This is a genomic window from Paenibacillus periandrae, assembly GCF_022458865.1.
Classification (GTDB): domain Bacteria; phylum Bacillota; class Bacilli; order Paenibacillales; family NBRC-103111; genus Paenibacillus_S; species Paenibacillus_S periandrae.
The window spans coordinates 1-15,373 of sequence record NZ_JAJNMU010000050.1 but is presented as its reverse complement, the minus strand read 5'-3'; the positions used below and the strand labels follow the sequence as shown (position 1 = coordinate 15,373).

Annotated in this window: 18 protein-coding genes and 2 pseudogenes; 5 read left to right on the top strand and 15 right to left on the bottom strand. The window is 40.7% G+C overall.

Annotated features, from left to right (window positions below; genetic code table 11):
* Positions 1–40: 40 nt before the first annotated feature.
* Positions 41–1,090, bottom strand: coding sequence for an S-layer homology domain-containing protein (locus tag LRL21_RS43175; RefSeq protein ID WP_240421928.1), 1,050 nt, complete (start codon positions 1,088–1,090; stop codon positions 41–43).
* A gap of 170 nt (positions 1,091–1,260) precedes the next feature.
* Here LRL21_RS43175 and LRL21_RS46570 point away from each other — a divergent pair, with 170 nt between their 5' ends.
* Positions 1,261–1,491, top strand: coding sequence for a zinc ribbon domain-containing protein (locus tag LRL21_RS46570; protein ID WP_338044775.1), 231 nt, complete (start codon positions 1,261–1,263; stop codon positions 1,489–1,491).
* Between the two features lie 131 nt (positions 1,492–1,622).
* On the opposite strand, the gene tnpA is transcribed toward LRL21_RS46570, so the two are convergent.
* The 5 genes and pseudogenes from tnpA to LRL21_RS47135 all read right to left on the bottom strand — a co-directional run bounded on the left by tnpA (position 1,623) and on the right by LRL21_RS47135 (position 4,184).
* A complete protein-coding gene (tnpA, locus tag LRL21_RS43165) occupies positions 1,623–2,021 on the bottom strand; it encodes an IS200/IS605 family transposase (protein ID WP_240421927.1) in 399 nt (132 codons plus the stop codon).
* Between the two features lie 457 nt (positions 2,022–2,478).
* Positions 2,479–3,534, bottom strand: a complete 1,056-nt coding sequence (locus LRL21_RS43160) for an RNA-guided endonuclease InsQ/TnpB family protein (protein ID WP_240421926.1) — start codon at positions 3,532–3,534, stop codon at positions 2,479–2,481.
* 4 nt (positions 3,535–3,538) lie between these two features.
* On the bottom strand, positions 3,539–3,814 hold the full coding sequence (locus LRL21_RS43155) for a hypothetical protein (protein ID WP_240421925.1): 276 nt from the start codon (positions 3,812–3,814) through the stop codon (positions 3,539–3,541).
* Positions 3,811–3,903: pseudogene (locus tag LRL21_RS47140) on the bottom strand (transposase); the annotation flags it as partial. The pseudogene LRL21_RS47140 and the gene LRL21_RS43155, both read right to left, overlap by 4 nt.
* A 56-nt stretch (positions 3,904–3,959) precedes the next feature.
* Complete coding sequence (locus LRL21_RS47135) at positions 3,960–4,184, bottom strand: hypothetical protein (protein ID WP_420832568.1); 225 nt, start codon at positions 4,182–4,184, stop codon at positions 3,960–3,962.
* A 149-nt stretch (positions 4,185–4,333) separates the two neighbouring features.
* Between LRL21_RS47135 and LRL21_RS43145 the strand changes: the two genes are divergently transcribed.
* On the top strand, positions 4,334–4,573 hold the full coding sequence (locus LRL21_RS43145; protein ID WP_240416713.1) for a hypothetical protein: 240 nt from the start codon (positions 4,334–4,336) through the stop codon (positions 4,571–4,573).
* Between the two features lie 270 nt (positions 4,574–4,843).
* Here the strand turns inward: LRL21_RS43145 and LRL21_RS43140 are convergent, their stop codons facing one another.
* Together LRL21_RS43140 and LRL21_RS43135 are read right to left on the bottom strand one after the other, a co-directional pair.
* A complete protein-coding gene (locus tag LRL21_RS43140) occupies positions 4,844–6,169 on the bottom strand; it encodes an ISL3 family transposase (protein ID WP_240421924.1) in 1,326 nt (441 codons plus the stop codon).
* Positions 6,170–6,253: 84 nt separating this feature from the next.
* Positions 6,254–6,937 carry a hypothetical protein gene (locus LRL21_RS43135; protein WP_240421923.1) on the bottom strand — a complete coding sequence of 228 codons (684 nt, stop codon included), beginning with the start codon at positions 6,935–6,937 and terminating at the stop codon, positions 6,254–6,256.
* Between the two features lie 467 nt (positions 6,938–7,404).
* Here LRL21_RS43135 and LRL21_RS43130 point away from each other — a divergent pair, with 467 nt between their 5' ends.
* Genes LRL21_RS43130 through LRL21_RS43120 form a run of 3 tightly spaced genes read left to right on the top strand, consistent with a single transcriptional unit; the run spans position 7,405 to position 9,529 of the window.
* The gene (locus LRL21_RS43130) at positions 7,405–7,776 is read left to right on the top strand and encodes a YhjD family protein (RefSeq protein ID WP_240421922.1); all 372 of its coding nucleotides are present in this window, start codon (positions 7,405–7,407) and stop codon (positions 7,774–7,776) included.
* A complete protein-coding gene (locus LRL21_RS43125) occupies positions 7,773–9,038 on the top strand; it encodes a DNA polymerase IV (protein ID WP_240421921.1) in 1,266 nt (421 codons plus the stop codon). The genes LRL21_RS43130 and LRL21_RS43125 overlap by 4 nt, the downstream gene beginning before the upstream one ends.
* A complete protein-coding gene (locus LRL21_RS43120) occupies positions 9,035–9,529 on the top strand; it encodes a YhjD family protein (RefSeq protein ID WP_240421920.1) in 495 nt (164 codons plus the stop codon). Before LRL21_RS43125 ends, LRL21_RS43120 begins: the two co-directional genes overlap by 4 nt.
* 389 nt (positions 9,530–9,918) lie before the next feature.
* Here the strand turns inward: LRL21_RS43120 and LRL21_RS43115 are convergent, their stop codons facing one another.
* The 7 genes and pseudogenes from LRL21_RS43115 to LRL21_RS43085 all read right to left on the bottom strand — a co-directional run.
* Positions 9,919–10,623, bottom strand: coding sequence for an Ltp family lipoprotein (locus LRL21_RS43115; RefSeq protein ID WP_240421919.1), 705 nt, complete (start codon positions 10,621–10,623; stop codon positions 9,919–9,921).
* A gap of 788 nt (positions 10,624–11,411) precedes the next feature.
* Positions 11,412–12,005 carry a chloramphenicol phosphotransferase CPT family protein gene (locus LRL21_RS43110; RefSeq protein ID WP_240421944.1) on the bottom strand — a complete coding sequence of 198 codons (594 nt, stop codon included), beginning with the start codon at positions 12,003–12,005 and terminating at the stop codon, positions 11,412–11,414.
* 198 nt (positions 12,006–12,203) lie between these two features.
* Entirely contained in the window at positions 12,204–12,791 is a 588-nt protein-coding gene (locus LRL21_RS43105) for a GNAT family N-acetyltransferase (protein WP_240421918.1), read from the bottom strand.
* Between the two features lie 129 nt (positions 12,792–12,920).
* Positions 12,921–13,463 carry a GNAT family N-acetyltransferase gene (locus tag LRL21_RS43100; RefSeq protein WP_240421917.1) on the bottom strand — a complete coding sequence of 181 codons (543 nt, stop codon included), beginning with the start codon at positions 13,461–13,463 and terminating at the stop codon, positions 12,921–12,923.
* A gap of 148 nt (positions 13,464–13,611) precedes the next feature.
* Positions 13,612–13,995: a DUF2750 domain-containing protein gene (locus LRL21_RS43095; protein WP_240421916.1), complete on the bottom strand. Its 384-nt coding sequence runs from the start codon at positions 13,993–13,995 to the stop codon at positions 13,612–13,614.
* 216 nt (positions 13,996–14,211) lie between these two features.
* Positions 14,212–14,829, bottom strand: coding sequence for a hypothetical protein (locus tag LRL21_RS43090; protein WP_240421915.1), 618 nt, complete (start codon positions 14,827–14,829; stop codon positions 14,212–14,214).
* Positions 14,830–15,075: 246 nt separating this feature from the next.
* A pseudogene (locus LRL21_RS43085) lies at positions 15,076–15,373 on the bottom strand (nucleoside kinase); the annotation flags it as partial.

Genomic DNA, 15,373 nt, shown 5'->3' with positions numbered 1-15,373 from the left:
CATTAATAGTAAATGATGTATGTCACTTGTCTGATATTTGCTAATAAAATAAAGGAACCTTTTGTTCACCAGCAAAATAATACAGACCACCGTTATCTATGTATGCTCTAAGTTGTTCTTTGGTAAAACTCATTCGTAAATGAGTGATTGTTTCACCGGATTCTTGATAAGCTACAATCTCGGTCCCATCCAGTTGAATTGGATCATTCCATTCCTTTTCGGAAATACGGAAATAATCTGAAACACGTATATCCTGCTGCAATTTACTTAAATCCCAACTTAACTGATATTGAACGATGTACCGATTTGGGCTTCCTTCATCCCTTATAGTGAAGGGAGTATTGGGATTGTCTGAATCGATTACCGTGATTTGATTGATGCCAAGTCCAACGTCCCCTACAGAATATTGAATGGGGAATGTCTTATATGCTGGCCGATTAAGTACGGTCATGAAGTTGGTACCTGTCATTGCTATTTCAGCCATTTGTACTGCTGACTTATCTATCGGTAAAAGTTCGTTATCATTCAATTTAAGTACACGTTCGATTACAGAAACGGCCTGCGCTCTAGTGGTGGACTCGTCTAGCCCCAAGCTCCCCCCTGAAAGTCCTTGAATCAAGCCTTTCTTGGTTGCGGTGTAAACTAATGCTTTATCATCTAAAGAAACAGTTGTCTTTTGAAGTTCAGTATTCGTTGCCCTAACGATCAATCGGATGATCTCCATCCTGCTAATTTCACCATTGATGTCGTTTGTGAAATCATCGTATCTATGTATACCAGATTGAGTCGAAGCATTTATATAAGATTGATACCATTCTCCATTAACAACTAAAATCTCCTGATTTGTCGCTGCCACCAGCATTTTAATAAACTCGGCCCGAGATACCGCGGCTTCGGGTTTAAAAGTCCCCTCTGGATAGCCATCCACATATCCTTTATACGCAGCTTTTGTTATGTTCACTTGGGCCCAATGACCGTTAATATCTTGAAATTTAGCGGTTGGTTCAGCTGCTGCTGTAGTGGCTAGTAAACATGTTATCAATATTGTGCTCGAAATACTTAGCACCTTAAAAGAACGCATGAATTTCATTTCCCCATCCCTCCTATAACCAATCCTGTACTCTATCACAAATTAGTTTCGATAATTCTTTTCTATTTTCATGTGGGAATGTGTGTGTATCCACCAACTTAATATTGGTAGCCTCTTCCCCCAATATCAGTGAACGGATACATCCTCAAAGGCTTATCCTGTGATCGTGTATCAGGTTATATAATCATACAATACGGCCTAGCTGTTCGAGAAACAAAGTAACTACTTTAATCAAAATTGTAGCGTATACTTCGCAAACCTGCCCATACTGTGGTCAGCGCAAAAAAGCAAAAGATCAAACGTATCAGTGCACCTGCGGCTATACAGCGCATCGAGATCGTGTCGGTGCCATCAACATCATGCGTCAACCTGTGGCAGATGGTAACAGTCTGTCAGCCTGAATAGCTATAGGCTCTGATTCAGGACGGCTATTGCTAGCCCTTAACTTAGCAGTGTTGGGTAAGGAAACGTAATGTTAACTAGCTAAAATCCCACCCTTTCAAGGGTGTGGAGGGTCAACGTTAGTATGGTTTCACCCTCTTTTCTTTTGTTCTTCAACGTATCTCTTTATGGTTTCGCTTGAAATGTCCCCTTCCGTACTGACAAAGTAGGAACGTGTCCAAAGAGAAGGCAAATGCATCAGATGTTTGAATTGCTCACGGAGGCGACGAGAACTTACTCCTTTTAATCGTGCCACGATTTCCGTAGGAGAATCAGTTGGTAGGGCGTTCAGAAAAATATGTACATGATCAGGCATGACATCCATCGAAATGAGTATCCAATCATGTTCAGTACACATTTCCTGAACAAGCTGCTTGAACTGTTGCTCCACCTGATTAACAAGTACTTTACGCCTGTATCTCGGGCAGAACACAAAATGATAATTAATTAATGATACGGTTGTTTTGGTAGTTCTATATAATTGTCCCATAACACTATTGTATCAGTTAACAATACATACTGCAACAATTGGATGCATCTATATAGGTCAATTAAGACATCCCAATGACTACCCCTTATCATCCGGTGAGAGCGAGTCAGCCGTAGTATAATCATAGCCAATAGGGACGTGTACGTTATGAGCCGCGTATTCGAAACGGAAAACTACGATTGTCTTGACGCGATAAAGGCCGCCTATCCTGCTAAGGAAACGCTGTAATTTTGCGTTAAAAGGAGAACACGCGATGAAATGAACGTTCCATAATGATACCGCCGCGTTGTACGCATGCGCTCAATGTCGGGACAATCTATGCGAGGAATTTGAACCTCCACACCCTTGAAAGGGTGGGATTCCTAGCTAGTTAACGGGCGCATACGTTTCCGCTTTGCCCAACTGCTAAGTTAAGGGCTAGTTCAATAGCCCGTCCTAGATCAGAGCCTATAGCTATCTAGGCTGACAGACTGTTACCATCTGCCACAGGTTGACGCATGATGTTGATGGCACCGACACGATCTCGATGCGCTGTATAACCGCAGGTGCATTGATACGTTCGATCTTTTGCTTTGTTGCGCTGACCGCAGGATGGGCAGGTTTGAGACGTGTAGGATGGATTCACTTCTACGACTTTGATTCCAGCAATTGCCGCTTTGTATGCGATGAACCTTTGCAACTGATAGAACGACCAATTATGCAGATTCTTAGCGTTTTTGCGACTTGTTCTTGTCGTCTTGCGAATATCAGCCAGCTTCTCCAGCTTCATGACGGATACGTTCTCTTTGTTAGCCATATTGACGATCTGACGGCTGATTTTGTGGTTTTGGTCTTTCATGTAGCGACTTTCCTTGTCACGCTGCTTACGAATGGCTGATAGTTTCTTAAGTTTTCCAAGTTTGCGACGATTGTCGTTGTACTTACGGCGAATATATTTGTTCTTTCTTCCATTGCCGACGAACGTAGTCTTGCCGCTGGATGTTACGACAACGGCAGGTACTTTTAAGCCAAGATCAATACCCATCACGATGTCGCCTTCCGCTTGCTCAGTCGGTCTTTCAATGGATACTTGTACAAACCATTTAGCCGACTTCTGAACAACGCGGAGAATCCCATGCTTGCTATTCGACAGCAATGTTTTCTCTCGATCAGCAATGACCGCAGGAACGATGAGACGTTGAACTTTTCCGTCCATGACAACAGGGAAAGAAACGCTATCGTCTCCAATCGCATAATTCTGATTGTTGACGTAGTACACACGCTTTTTGAGAATGGGACGCTTCTTTTCCTTCTTGGACTTCTGAAATATACTTTTAGCGTCCCGAATGAGTTGATTCTTTACGGCAGAGGGCAGATTCGCATGGACAGTCTTTGAGGTTAGCTTTGGAAATGTTCCAGATGCTTCTGCTTGCTCAGTTAGCTCATTGACCGTCCGAATGTACGCATTGCCCATATCCACCAATACAGACGGTTTGGACGGAAATATGCGTATTTGAATGGTTAGTGTCTGCATGATGTCACCCTTTCAAAGCTAGTTCTACTAATTGCTTGGCGCGTTTGACCACTTTATAGTTTTCAATATCCATAACGCGAAGTCCACTCCATACACCAAACCAAAAATGGACTAGCTGATATCCTTTTGGTATTTCTCTATCGTGTGCTTCTCGGCAACTGTTAGTACCGCAGAATACTTTCTCAAAGCGGTTATATTCTTTTCGATATTCAGAGAATTTGCTGTCTTTTACAAATGGCTCATGTCCACATGCTGCACATTTGATTATCGAAAGCTTCACCCTCTTGTTATTTGTTCTTCAACATATCGTTTGATAGTTTCGCTTGAAACGTTCCCTGCTGTACTGACAAAGTAGGAACGTGTCCAGAGAGGGCAAGTGCTTCAGGTGCTTGAACTGTTCGCGAAGGCGACGAGAAGTTATTCCTTTAAGTTTCGCCATGATTTCCGCAGGAGAATCGGTTGGCAACGCGTTTAGAAAGATCGGGAATAACTTCCATTGCAATGAGTACCCAATCGTTTTCAGCGCATATTTCCTCAACAAGCTGTTTGAACTGAATCTCTACCCACTTTACGCCTGTATCTCGGGCAAAAGCCAAATGATAGTTGATCATTGATACGGTTGTTTTGGTAGTTCTGTATGATTGTCCCATACCAAAATTGTATCAGTTGAATAGCAAAAACTCCTTATTAGTGTTCATAGAAAATAAAGTTTTAGACTAACAACCCTTGATACAGCAGGGGTTTCAATTTTAAAATGCAGTAGCCTTGAGAAATAAGTATTAGACTGGTGGCGAATTTTATGAAAATAACTGGGGAAGTTATTGCTATTGAAGGTGGTCAGAGCCTTGCTAAAATAATCTTTCGTGCTGAAATTACTCCTGTCGGAAGAGGATTTCATTTGAACATTTATAAAAAAGGAATTAGTTCTAAAGTCAATCACAGCCCGATATATGCCTACACAATAGAAAGTGCTAAGAGTAAGTTTCGCAAAGAAGTGCCCCTCCGACAAGAAAGAATCAAGTGGATCGAGGAGGTCTAGAGTCTAGCACTTTATTTTTCAGAGTCTACAACTTTATTTTTCAGTCTACAACTTTATTTTCTAGTCTACTACTTTATTTGTTTCTTACAATTAGTCGTAGGAATAATAAAAATAGTCAGCTACGTTATGGGAAAAGGTCTTACAGAAAATAGGTGAGAAAGCCCTTAGAATCACTAAAGTTGCCGGAAAGATATCTGACATCATCGTCATTATAAACCACCTCATATAGATCCTTATCGGCAAGATTCGAATTATAGAGTGGAAAGGGGCTTATAACTCGCCCTTTTCCAATTTTTCTGTCAAGGTGGAAATATCGACTCCAAGCAACGCAACTTCTTCTAGTTCACGAATAACAGGCGGCATCTTGAACATGGGGAAGTTCTCTTCCATTTCGTATTTATCGATCCGCCGCTGATACTTCGGTCTACGCTCCTTTTGAATCCCCTCGGTGAATAGTATTTTGGCTCGTAGAGCGTCAAACGAGTAACCGCGCCCTAATCGATTGACGACACGTATCAGGCTATTCAGAGACTCCGTATAAGCGTTTGTAATGCGATGGTCGAAGTAGGCGAATATCTCTTGTTCCCAATTCGCCATAGCCTTTGTAAGAGGCTCAAAAGCGGATTGCAGTTCCTTAGGTATTTTGGCTTTCCAATCGTGGTATTTGAGAAACGCTTTTTGTCTTGTATCGCTATCCCAAATATCGAAATAGGATTCCTTCAAATCATAAGCAATGCCGAGAGAGGGGTGATTCTTTGTCCATAGGTCAAGCGTTATCTTATCCATCTCTGTAAGCTCTTTATGGCGTTTCAGGAGGATAAAGCGGTCGTGCATAAGCCCACGCCGTTCCTTCACTGATAAGCTCTCTCTAAGCTGTTTACGGATGGTTTCTAACGCTTGATTAGCCATACGGACAACGTGAAACTTATCAACAATGATAATAGCTTTGGGCAGTACAGCCCTCACAGCGTCCTTATACGGTTGCCACATGTCCATTGTGACGTATTGTATTCGCCCTTTGTTTGGGAGACGAGAAAGGTAGCCTACGACTGTATCTTTGTTACGATTAGGAAGCACGTCCAGTAGCGTCCGTTCCTCAATGTTGGTCAGCACACAACGAGGCTTGATAATGTGTATTTCGTCAATACCAAGCCAGTTCGGGGTTTCAAAACGCACCGTTTCTTCGTGACGGTTAATGTAATCACGAAAGATATTGCGAATCGTTTTCTCATTAAGTCCCACGTCTTCGGATATGCTCGTGAATGTACGTTTGAGGCTTTGCTTCTCAATATAGGCGAGCAAACGCTTCGTACAGTTCCGCTTCTCGTCGATAGTGTGGTCTATGCGTTCCCAAAAGGTTTGAGTGCAGTCCTTACAACGATACCTCTGACGCTTTATCAGAAGCCCTACACGCTTTCCGTGGATAGGCAAGTCCATACACAAATGTTCCTTGTTATCGTGCCTGTAAAGGTTCGCAACGCACCCACAATGAGGACAATGAGAAGGTGGAGAATTTGTCTCCACCTTGATTTGAAAATCGTGTTCATTTTCCGCTGTTTGAATTATGTTGAAGTTTACAAGGTTGAGAATGTCCATAATGGCTGTCCTTTCTGCTTACAAGGTGTTATCTATACACCATATTACGCCATTACAGAATCACTTCCAAGGAATTCCGCATCATTATGCCACTTCCTTGACAAGTACCCGAAAATGAAAGCATTGAATATTCCAGCCGCCCGCGCTTATCGTTTCTACTCTTGCGCTGCCCTTTTCGCCTACCGCGATACCGTTTATTTCTCCGTTGTCGCCGATGTGCAAGGCTTTCGCGTCTGTGATTTCACCTGTAATTTTTGTCACTCGCAGTATAAGCATTTTGCGCTTGTTGTCTTTTTCGCTGTCAAGGATTTTCGCAAGGCGCGTTTCCCATTCCCGTCCGTACTGTGTCAAATCGATTGCCACGCTTGAAAATCGCTCTTTCATGGTCTTTTTGAACGCTGTGTACCGTTCGCGGTTATACTTGCCGTCGCTCTGCGCTTCATAATCTGCAACGTACTGTTTTAGCTGCGTATATTCGTTGCGGTAGTAGCCTTCGGCCTTTTCCCGCCAGTTCGCGAGAAAAATTTCAATGGCTTCTATGCGATTTGCTTCAAGGTTTGTTTCTTCGTCGGCTTTGACTGCCAGCCTTTGCATATATTCGTTTGCGTCCTTTAGTTCCTGCGTTGCAGTGCGCATATCCCATTCGTCGTAATTGTACGGGTTTTTCCCGCCGTTTAACGCTTCCTGTATACGGACGATTTTCGCCTGTATCTTTTCGATTTTCGCCCTTGAGCTTTCAATTTTTGCCGCTGTTTCCTTTTTCATCATTTCAGCTCCTTCTCTTGTTGTGTATTTTCCGAATACTCAAAGTTATATTGGGTCATTCTTTGCGTCATCCAAGCACTTGTTACACAGCTTATGAGTTTTCCATAACACGTATCTGTTTGGAACTTCATTAAGTTTTATTCCATTGGCTTCTCTTTCCTGGCACACTTCGCATCTTGCCTCAGTATTGATTCGCTCTCCAAACTCGTTATAAACTTCTGTCATCGTATTCAACCTCCAAATCCGATTTTACATCTTTATTACATGATAGCATGACTTGGAAGCTATTTCAACCTTATAATCCGATTTTATATATAAATGTCGTTAAGCTAATTTACATTGGATTCCCCTCTAAAATCCGAAGACCCTTAATTTAATACGAAGTGATTTCCATAAATTACACTTGCATAACAAACGTATGTTCGGTATATAATAGAATAAGAATATATGTTCGCATTGGTGGTGTGAGTATGAGAATTAACCAAATAAATGAGACAGAAGAAGATATTCAATTAATTAAAGATTACACATTACTTCCTATTTTGCTGGATATGTTAGCGAGAGATATTGATGAACTGAAAGTGAATCAGGATAGAATTATCTATAACCACGTTATTTTCTATCTACAAGAAGTTGAGAGTTCCATTTATCCGGAATTGCAAACAATTAAGAACAAAATGAGGGAAAAAAACATTAAAATTCTACATACTCACATGAACTCTTTAGGTGTTGATGTGGAATATATGGTTCGGGGTTACATCCATCATTTTAAAATGTTAAGGAGCTTGGTAAAAGCAGAACTCATGAGCACGCTGCTGAACTTACGGAGGCGATTAAAATGATCAGGAAAAGTGAAAGGACCGTTTTCTTGGCCGATTGTGAAAGCTTTTACGCGAGTGTAGAGAAGGCTGATCATCCAGGATGTAAAAACAAACCGGTTGCTGTAGCGGGTGGTCTAGCAAAGTCGGGTATAATACTTGCCGCCTGCCCCATTGCAAAAAGTTTCGGGATCTCTACAGCTGAACGGTTAGGCGAAGCCCTGATAAAGTGCCCCGAGCTCGTTGTAATGCGCCCGCGCATGCAGCATTATATTGATGTTTCCCTCATGATTACACAAATCTATAAGGAGTACACCGATCTTGTGGAAATATTTTCCATAGACGAGCAGTTTCTTGACGTTTCTGGAAGTCTCCACTTTTTTGGGGATCCGATAACCATGGCTATTTCGATACAACAAAAAGTACTCAAACAAACGGGGGTAAAAGTACGGATCGGTATCGGTTCAAATAAAATGCTTTCCAAAATGGCAACAGATATATGGGCAAAAAAAAGTGAAACTGGAATTTTCACTTTAAATCAACCGGATATTGAAAAGTTACTTTGGGCGCAACCTGTACACAAAATGTTTGGGGTTGGATCACGTATGTCAGCTCATTTTACTAAGCTCGGTATGACTACAATTGGGGATATTGCAAGGACTTCGTTACCACGGTTAAAGGAGAGGTTTCGAACACGTTTTGGCAAACAAAGTGATATCCACGCAGAGGTTATGTGGAGAACCGCAAACGGTTTGGATGACTCTCCTGTGACACCTGGTACATTTAATACACCTCCTAAATCAGTCGGCCACATGATGACCTTGCCGAGGGATTACATTGATAATAGAGAGGTAGACACGATATTGTTAGAGCTCACAGAAGAGGTTTGTAGGGATTGCCGTCGCAAGGGGTATATGGGTTGGGTTATCTCTGTCAGCTGCATGTGCAGCCCTTATGATGCGCCTACGGGCTTCTCTCGGCAGATGAAAATGCCTGATCCGACTAATAACACTAACGTTGTGTATGAAGCATCAAAAAAACTATTCTATCGTTACTGGGATAAAATGCCGGTACGCCGCGTTGGCATCATGCTTAGCAACTTGGTTGATGATGAAGACTATCAACTGACCCTTTTTGAAGACCAAACAAAGTCTAGAGCTTTAGATAAAGCTACTGATATTATAAAGGATCGTTATGGAAGCGCGGCTATCGTAAGAGCATCATCGCTAACCACTTCAGGTCAGGCGATCGAGAGGGCACAAAGAATAGGAGGTCACTATAAGTGAGCAAAAAACTCGAAGGTAATGGATTGTGGGAATCAAGTCGTATGATGCTGCCGCAGCATAAAGAACAATCAATTCAAAATCAAAAAGAAAAACCTCATCTGGCTTCTGAACCTCCGACGAAAAAGGAAATGGAGATGATGAGAGATTCCGTCATTCTTCCTGTTGCCCTCAAGATTGTTGAAAAGAAAAGCATCGAGGTTGAAATGTCATCTCTTACATTGAAGTTTTTATACTGCTCGGCAACAAAAATATTAACCAAGCGCATTCGCGAAGATGTTCAACTATCAAAAAAAATCCTTGTCGAAAGAAATATTCGTGTGTTTGAGGACTCAAAGGATGATACGGAGATCACTTATCGATATGTCTGCCGCGGATGTGAGGATCGTTTTGTCATGACTAAAGATTTTATGCGGGCAGAGGTCAGTGGCAGGATTGGAAGCTATACGAAGAACCTTGTTACACTATTTCAAGAGGCCATGAAAAACAAATAGGCTTTAAACCATCCCCCCTGCTATGCTCAAGATCGGCATTTCAGCTCGTTCAGCTTCTTACCAAGGAGTTAAATCAAATTTGTTAAGCGGCTTTGGAACTAATGTTTGATGAAAATATAGTATTAGACTGTAGTTGTTGATTTGACGCGGTTTTTCAGCTGGAAAATCGTTATTTTTTGAAGAATAAGTTTTAGACTGATCCATAAAAAAACAGCAGCGAACCAAGACTTGAAAAATAAAGTCTTAGACTGGCTGCTGGTTTCAATTCAACGTTATCCGTTTGTTCAACAAGAATCTCTATAATCAGCTTTAACTTTTAAAATGGTAAATCAGTAATGAACTTTAACAAACGCCATCAACCAATTCTTTAGTTAAGGGCGTTTTGAGTTTTATTTATCCAAATTCTTAATAGCATAATCGGCTTCTTCTTTTGTGAATTTTTCACCGTATTTAGAAGTTAGTTGGTCTCGTATCGCTGCTGGCGACATTTTCATTGAATCCTGATAATTTTTTGCTTTATTCAAGGCATTTTTATTGAAATCGGCTTTTATATTGTCGACTGCGTACTGTGCTTCGTCTTCTGTAAACTTTTCACCATGTTCAGAAATAAGTTGATCATAAATTCCTTGTTTTGACATGTTCATTGTTTTTGCGTAAGATTCAGCTTTTTTTAAAGCGTTTGCTTTCCAGTCAAATTGAAAATTATCTATTGCATACTTTGCAGATTCTTGAGAGAACTTTTCACCATAATCTGAAGTTAATTGATCATTAATAGCACTTTTAGACATGTTCATTGTTTTTGCATAAGATTCAGCTTTTTTTAATGCAGACTTATATTCCTTAGGAATATTAGCGTCTGCCTTTGCTTTAGCGTCAGCATCAGCTTTAGCCTTAGCTTCGGTCTCCGCCTTTGCTTTAGCTTCTGCTTCAATCTTGGCTTTTTCCTCTGGAGATAGAGCGGCAGCTGCCGGTTTTGCTTCCGCAGCTACCGTAGTAGCGGGTTTTGAGTCGGAGTTAGAAAGGGCAGTCGCTACACACATGAGGATAAAAGCGCCTAGTGCAAGGAGTGCGGTCTTTCCACGTGTTAAGTTCATTTTAGTGAATCCTAAGAAGACGCTCGGCTTAATAAGTGAGAGGAGTAGGTACAAAAACGCTAGAAACAACAGCAGTACAATAAACGCCATAATATCCCCATTTTCATGTAAATTTTCACCCAATATAGGAGTAATTACCTATATTATACGGCCTAAACATAAAAAAGGAAACTCTTTTTGCGTCAATATTTAAAAAAGCAGAGAGCATCCAATTATGTTCCCTATCAGATGACAAGAAATTTATTCCACAAATGATAATAATTTTCAAAAAAAACTATAAATAATTTACTTGGGATGAATCGATGAAGGTGGATAAAACCTCTGATCGATTTATTGATTTATAACTCCTTCCCACCAGTTGTGAATTAGTTCTTCTGCTTGTTTGATTTTCGTAAAACTCTCCATATCATAAAATTTCGTAACTTCATTCATAGAGAAATATATGGCTTCTGAATCTTCTTATTTAATCTGTCTAAGTACAAATCTTTCTATTTCTAATGCAGGGAATTGAGACATGTTTTTCTCCTTCCACGGCTTAGTATATTCGGTCTAACTAGTTTATCTGGGTACTCATTATCAAGCTATACTAAAAGATATTCCATAAAAATTCTCTGTCATAATCGCACTCTACTGCCAGTTAGCTTAACGCGGTTGCCGAATTATTACGATAGCCGCGTCTTAGTTGTTTATTGAGCTATAGTACCCAGTTAGCTCAATCCTGAAATCCCTCGGTAGCCCGAAGGGGGATAGCCCCAATGCTTGAATATGGTGGTATCTGGATACGCCATCTAGGAAACACTAACATTTTTTTTATTTAATTGCTTAAATACCGAGTATTCCTTATTGGACTTAATAAAACTTAATATCTTTTCGGCACATTCTTTTGGATTCATCTCTTCAGTATTTACTTCGAGGTCATATTCATCAAAGCAATATACTTTGCTAAACTGTGAAGCTGCCAATCCAATTTTTCTATCTCCTCTTGCTTGCTCTCTTCTTATGAGTTCTTCTTTCGAGCATATTACACCTATAAATAACGTAGGCTGATCGAAAAATTGATCAAGAAACTCATTAAACCTCTTGTCATTGTCGATTACGGTATCTACTATTACATTAAAACCCAGTTCTGATAACAATTTAATTGTCGAATGGTACACTGAGAATATGGAATCATCAAGTATTTGTGAGACAACTTGATGATCTATTTCTCTTGGAGGTTCATCTGGAAATTTATTATTAATAAAATCATTGTAATTATTAAAAAAATCATCAATTGATAAATGATAAAAAGGAATCTCTTTCTGATTTATCAGTTCAGTCGATATGGAGGTCTTTCCAGAACTTGAAGTTCCATTTAGATAAACTAATATCCCTTGCTTCAATTTAATCATCCCTTCAAAAAATAATCTTTGCGTATTTTTCAGATAACGTTATATTCACAGTTTATAAAATTATCCAACTCAGAGAATATTCTAGAAACGATTGAATTATCCTGCCAGTTAACGTAATGGAGGCTGCCGTGCTGGCAGCCTCGTTCTGGTGTTATTGTGTTAACGTTCTCCGTTAGCGTAATAATCAGGTTATTCTGTCCTTAAATAATCCAGCAATTTTGCTTTTACGAATTCCCACTCTTTATCAAGAATACTGTATACATTTGAGTCTCGAATATACCCTTCACGGACAATCATCTCTTGCCTCAACGTTCCTTCGAACTGTGCTCCAATTCTTTGTATTGCGAGGTTAGACCTTTCATTTCTTGTATCTGTACGGAACTGCACTCGAATCAAATTCAAATCTTCAAATCCATATTTCAGTAATAGATACTTACACTCCGTATTAACACTGGTTCTCCAAACCTTAGGGTCCAACCAAGTCCCACCAATTTCAAGTTTTCTGTTTAGCAGTGAGATATCTAAGTAACTGGTGCTGCCAACAATCTCGCTCGTACTCTTGTCAAAAATCACGAACGGGTACCTCAATCCCTGCTCTTTTGACTTCATCCACTGATCCATTGTGTCTTCCAAGTCTTCTAGCTTACTGATGCATGTTGGGCTGTACGACCATATATCGCTGTGATTACTTGCCTTGAATAATCCCTCCAAATGTTCATGTGATGCCGGAATCAACCTTACTCGATTTCCTTCGAGTGAAATTTCGTCTCTTATCATTAGCCATCACCACCCTTTCATCCTCGTTCTAAGATTTCGCAGAAGCTGTATAGGCAACCTCTATATATTGTTAATCATCAGGTTTGACCTAAACATTATACCATTTATTGTAACTAATCTCCCGTTAGCTTAATCATTAATAGTTTCTGATTTAACCATACCGTAATGAACTAAATCTTCGTAAATTCCAGACTTTAAGATTTGTTTAGGCCATTTGTCTTCTGGCTTCATCCCAATTTTCTGCATAACCTTGTAAGACGCTGGATTCTTTGTCATTGCAGCAGCAGAAATGTGATTTAAGCCCAACCCTTCAAAACCAAATTTAATCATCTTCTGTGCTGTTTCTGTGGCATAACCTTGCCCCCAAAAAGGACGACCAATCCAGTAGGCTAGTTCAGCCTGGTTTTCACTTTTTGAAACACGTAAACTTACGCACCCAATAAGCATATCATCTTCCTTTTTGACCATTGCGAAAGAAAAAATATCCCCGTTTTTAGATGCGTTTCGAGTACGTTCAATCCATGCCTCAGCCGCATCATCTGGATATGGATGAGGAATAGAGAGGGTTGTCCGTGCAACGTCTTCGCTTCCGGCTAAGGCTTGAACTGATAATGCATCCGAGGGTTCAAATAATCTAAGAGTTAAGCGGTTTGTTTCAAATCTAGGCTCCATACTTTTCCTCCCCTAAATATCCGTTTCGGAAGTATTCGTGATGTTGTTGAATAATCCTGCCAGTTAGCTCTACGAGGCTGCCGTTACATGCCGGCAGCCTCGTTCTGGTGATTGTTAAGCTATAGTACACCGTTAACGTAACGATGGCTCAATACTTTTCAAGTTCCTGCTCCAAATCATTTAGTATCACTTGAATCTCAAGTACTGCAGAATCATCTCTATTCCAAAAGATCGATGGCTTATGCTGATCCTTCACCATATTGGGTAACCAGTCACTAATGAACTCGTCTAATGAGATACATTGTGCTTTATAATTTGACCATTCTTCATAAGCACAGTACTCCGCAAATTCTTTCCTGGGCCAGAACGGAATAAGCAATCTCCCTTTATCATCTGAAGATATTGCCCAACCGTCATCATACAACCCCCATACTTCTTCTGAATCAGCAACCTTCTTAATAAAATATTCATATCGAATATTCGCAGGGAGCTTAATAACTGCTTTGAACTCTTTCGAGGTTATTGAAACCATGAACGACCTCCTTGTTAGGACTATGGTTAAATATACTATATTACCTATTAGTTGAACAAAAGCAGCCGATCACATTGATCAGCTGCTTTCTTGGTATTATTGAGCTATCGTTTCCCGTTAGCACAACGCGGCTGCTGATGCATGCCGGCAGCCGCGTCTTAGTTGTTAATTAAGCTATAGTTCTCCGTTAGCGTAACACTTGAACCTACTTTTTTGTTACTTTCCTCCAACATGAAACACACCAATTACGGTTTCACCATCAACGTCATACAGCAGAATATCACGACCACCTGGTGATCTGCTGTTCTGTATCGCAATGGCTTCCTCGAGTGATTTTGGTTGCTCACCGTCATAGTCTTTTTTCAGCATATATCCTTTTGTGCCATCCACACCTATAGCACTGATTAATTCAGGTACCGTTTCTGGAGAAGTAGCATCTGTGGCAGAACCGTATGTCTGTCCGTTTTTATTTTTAGGATAGAAGTTCATATTCTTAGCGCCGCTAATATGAAAAGAACCAATTATGGTTTTCCCATCAACATCATATAACGGGACATCACGACCAAGTTCTTCGAGATAATCTTTTTTCAACACATATCCTGCAATGCCATCAACACTTCCTTTATGGATTAAGTCAGGTAGCATTTCAGCAGAGGTGGCTTCTTCAGCAGAACCGTATGTCTTTCCATTTTCATTTTCAGGATAGTTAGGAGGATTTGTGTGGCTTTGATTAATCGTACTTTTAGCATATGTGCTTTGGAATGCCATTGCACCTCTCACTACACAAACGATAAAAACAACACCAATCAATATTCTGATGCTTTTAGAATACATCCTCACTTTGTTCACTCCCTAAAAGTTTCTCACTCTTCACTCTATAGCCGTTCATCTCGTCCGTTTCACTTCTTATACGACACCAATTAATGGAAAGTTGCACTAAACTGCCAGATAGTTGAATAGGCTACCGATCGCGCCGGCAGCCTATTCATGGTTGAACTAACGTTCTCCGTTAGCGCAGTGGATGGGACTATTCGTATCCAGGTGCACCGGTGTATTGGGCTGTCCGTAAGCGACCGTAAGTTACTGTCGTTGGCGTTTATTTTCTTCGCTTTGACGGAAGATCTCGTCAACGACGTGCTCGATCGGTGCGGTGGCGTCGATTATAATTCCGTTTTTCGGAATGTCTTCTTTCGTTTGGTGCAATCGCGCAATGAGTTCCCGTTCCGTTTTCTTTCCGCCCCACTCATTTTCCGGTCGCTCGTCAAGCCGCCGGTTCAATGTGTTAAGGTCGACCTCGAGGACAAACACGCCGTCAAATAGATCTATGAATTTCGAAAAGTTCCTAGAACCACCGCAGAAAAATGTTACCGCCTCATCC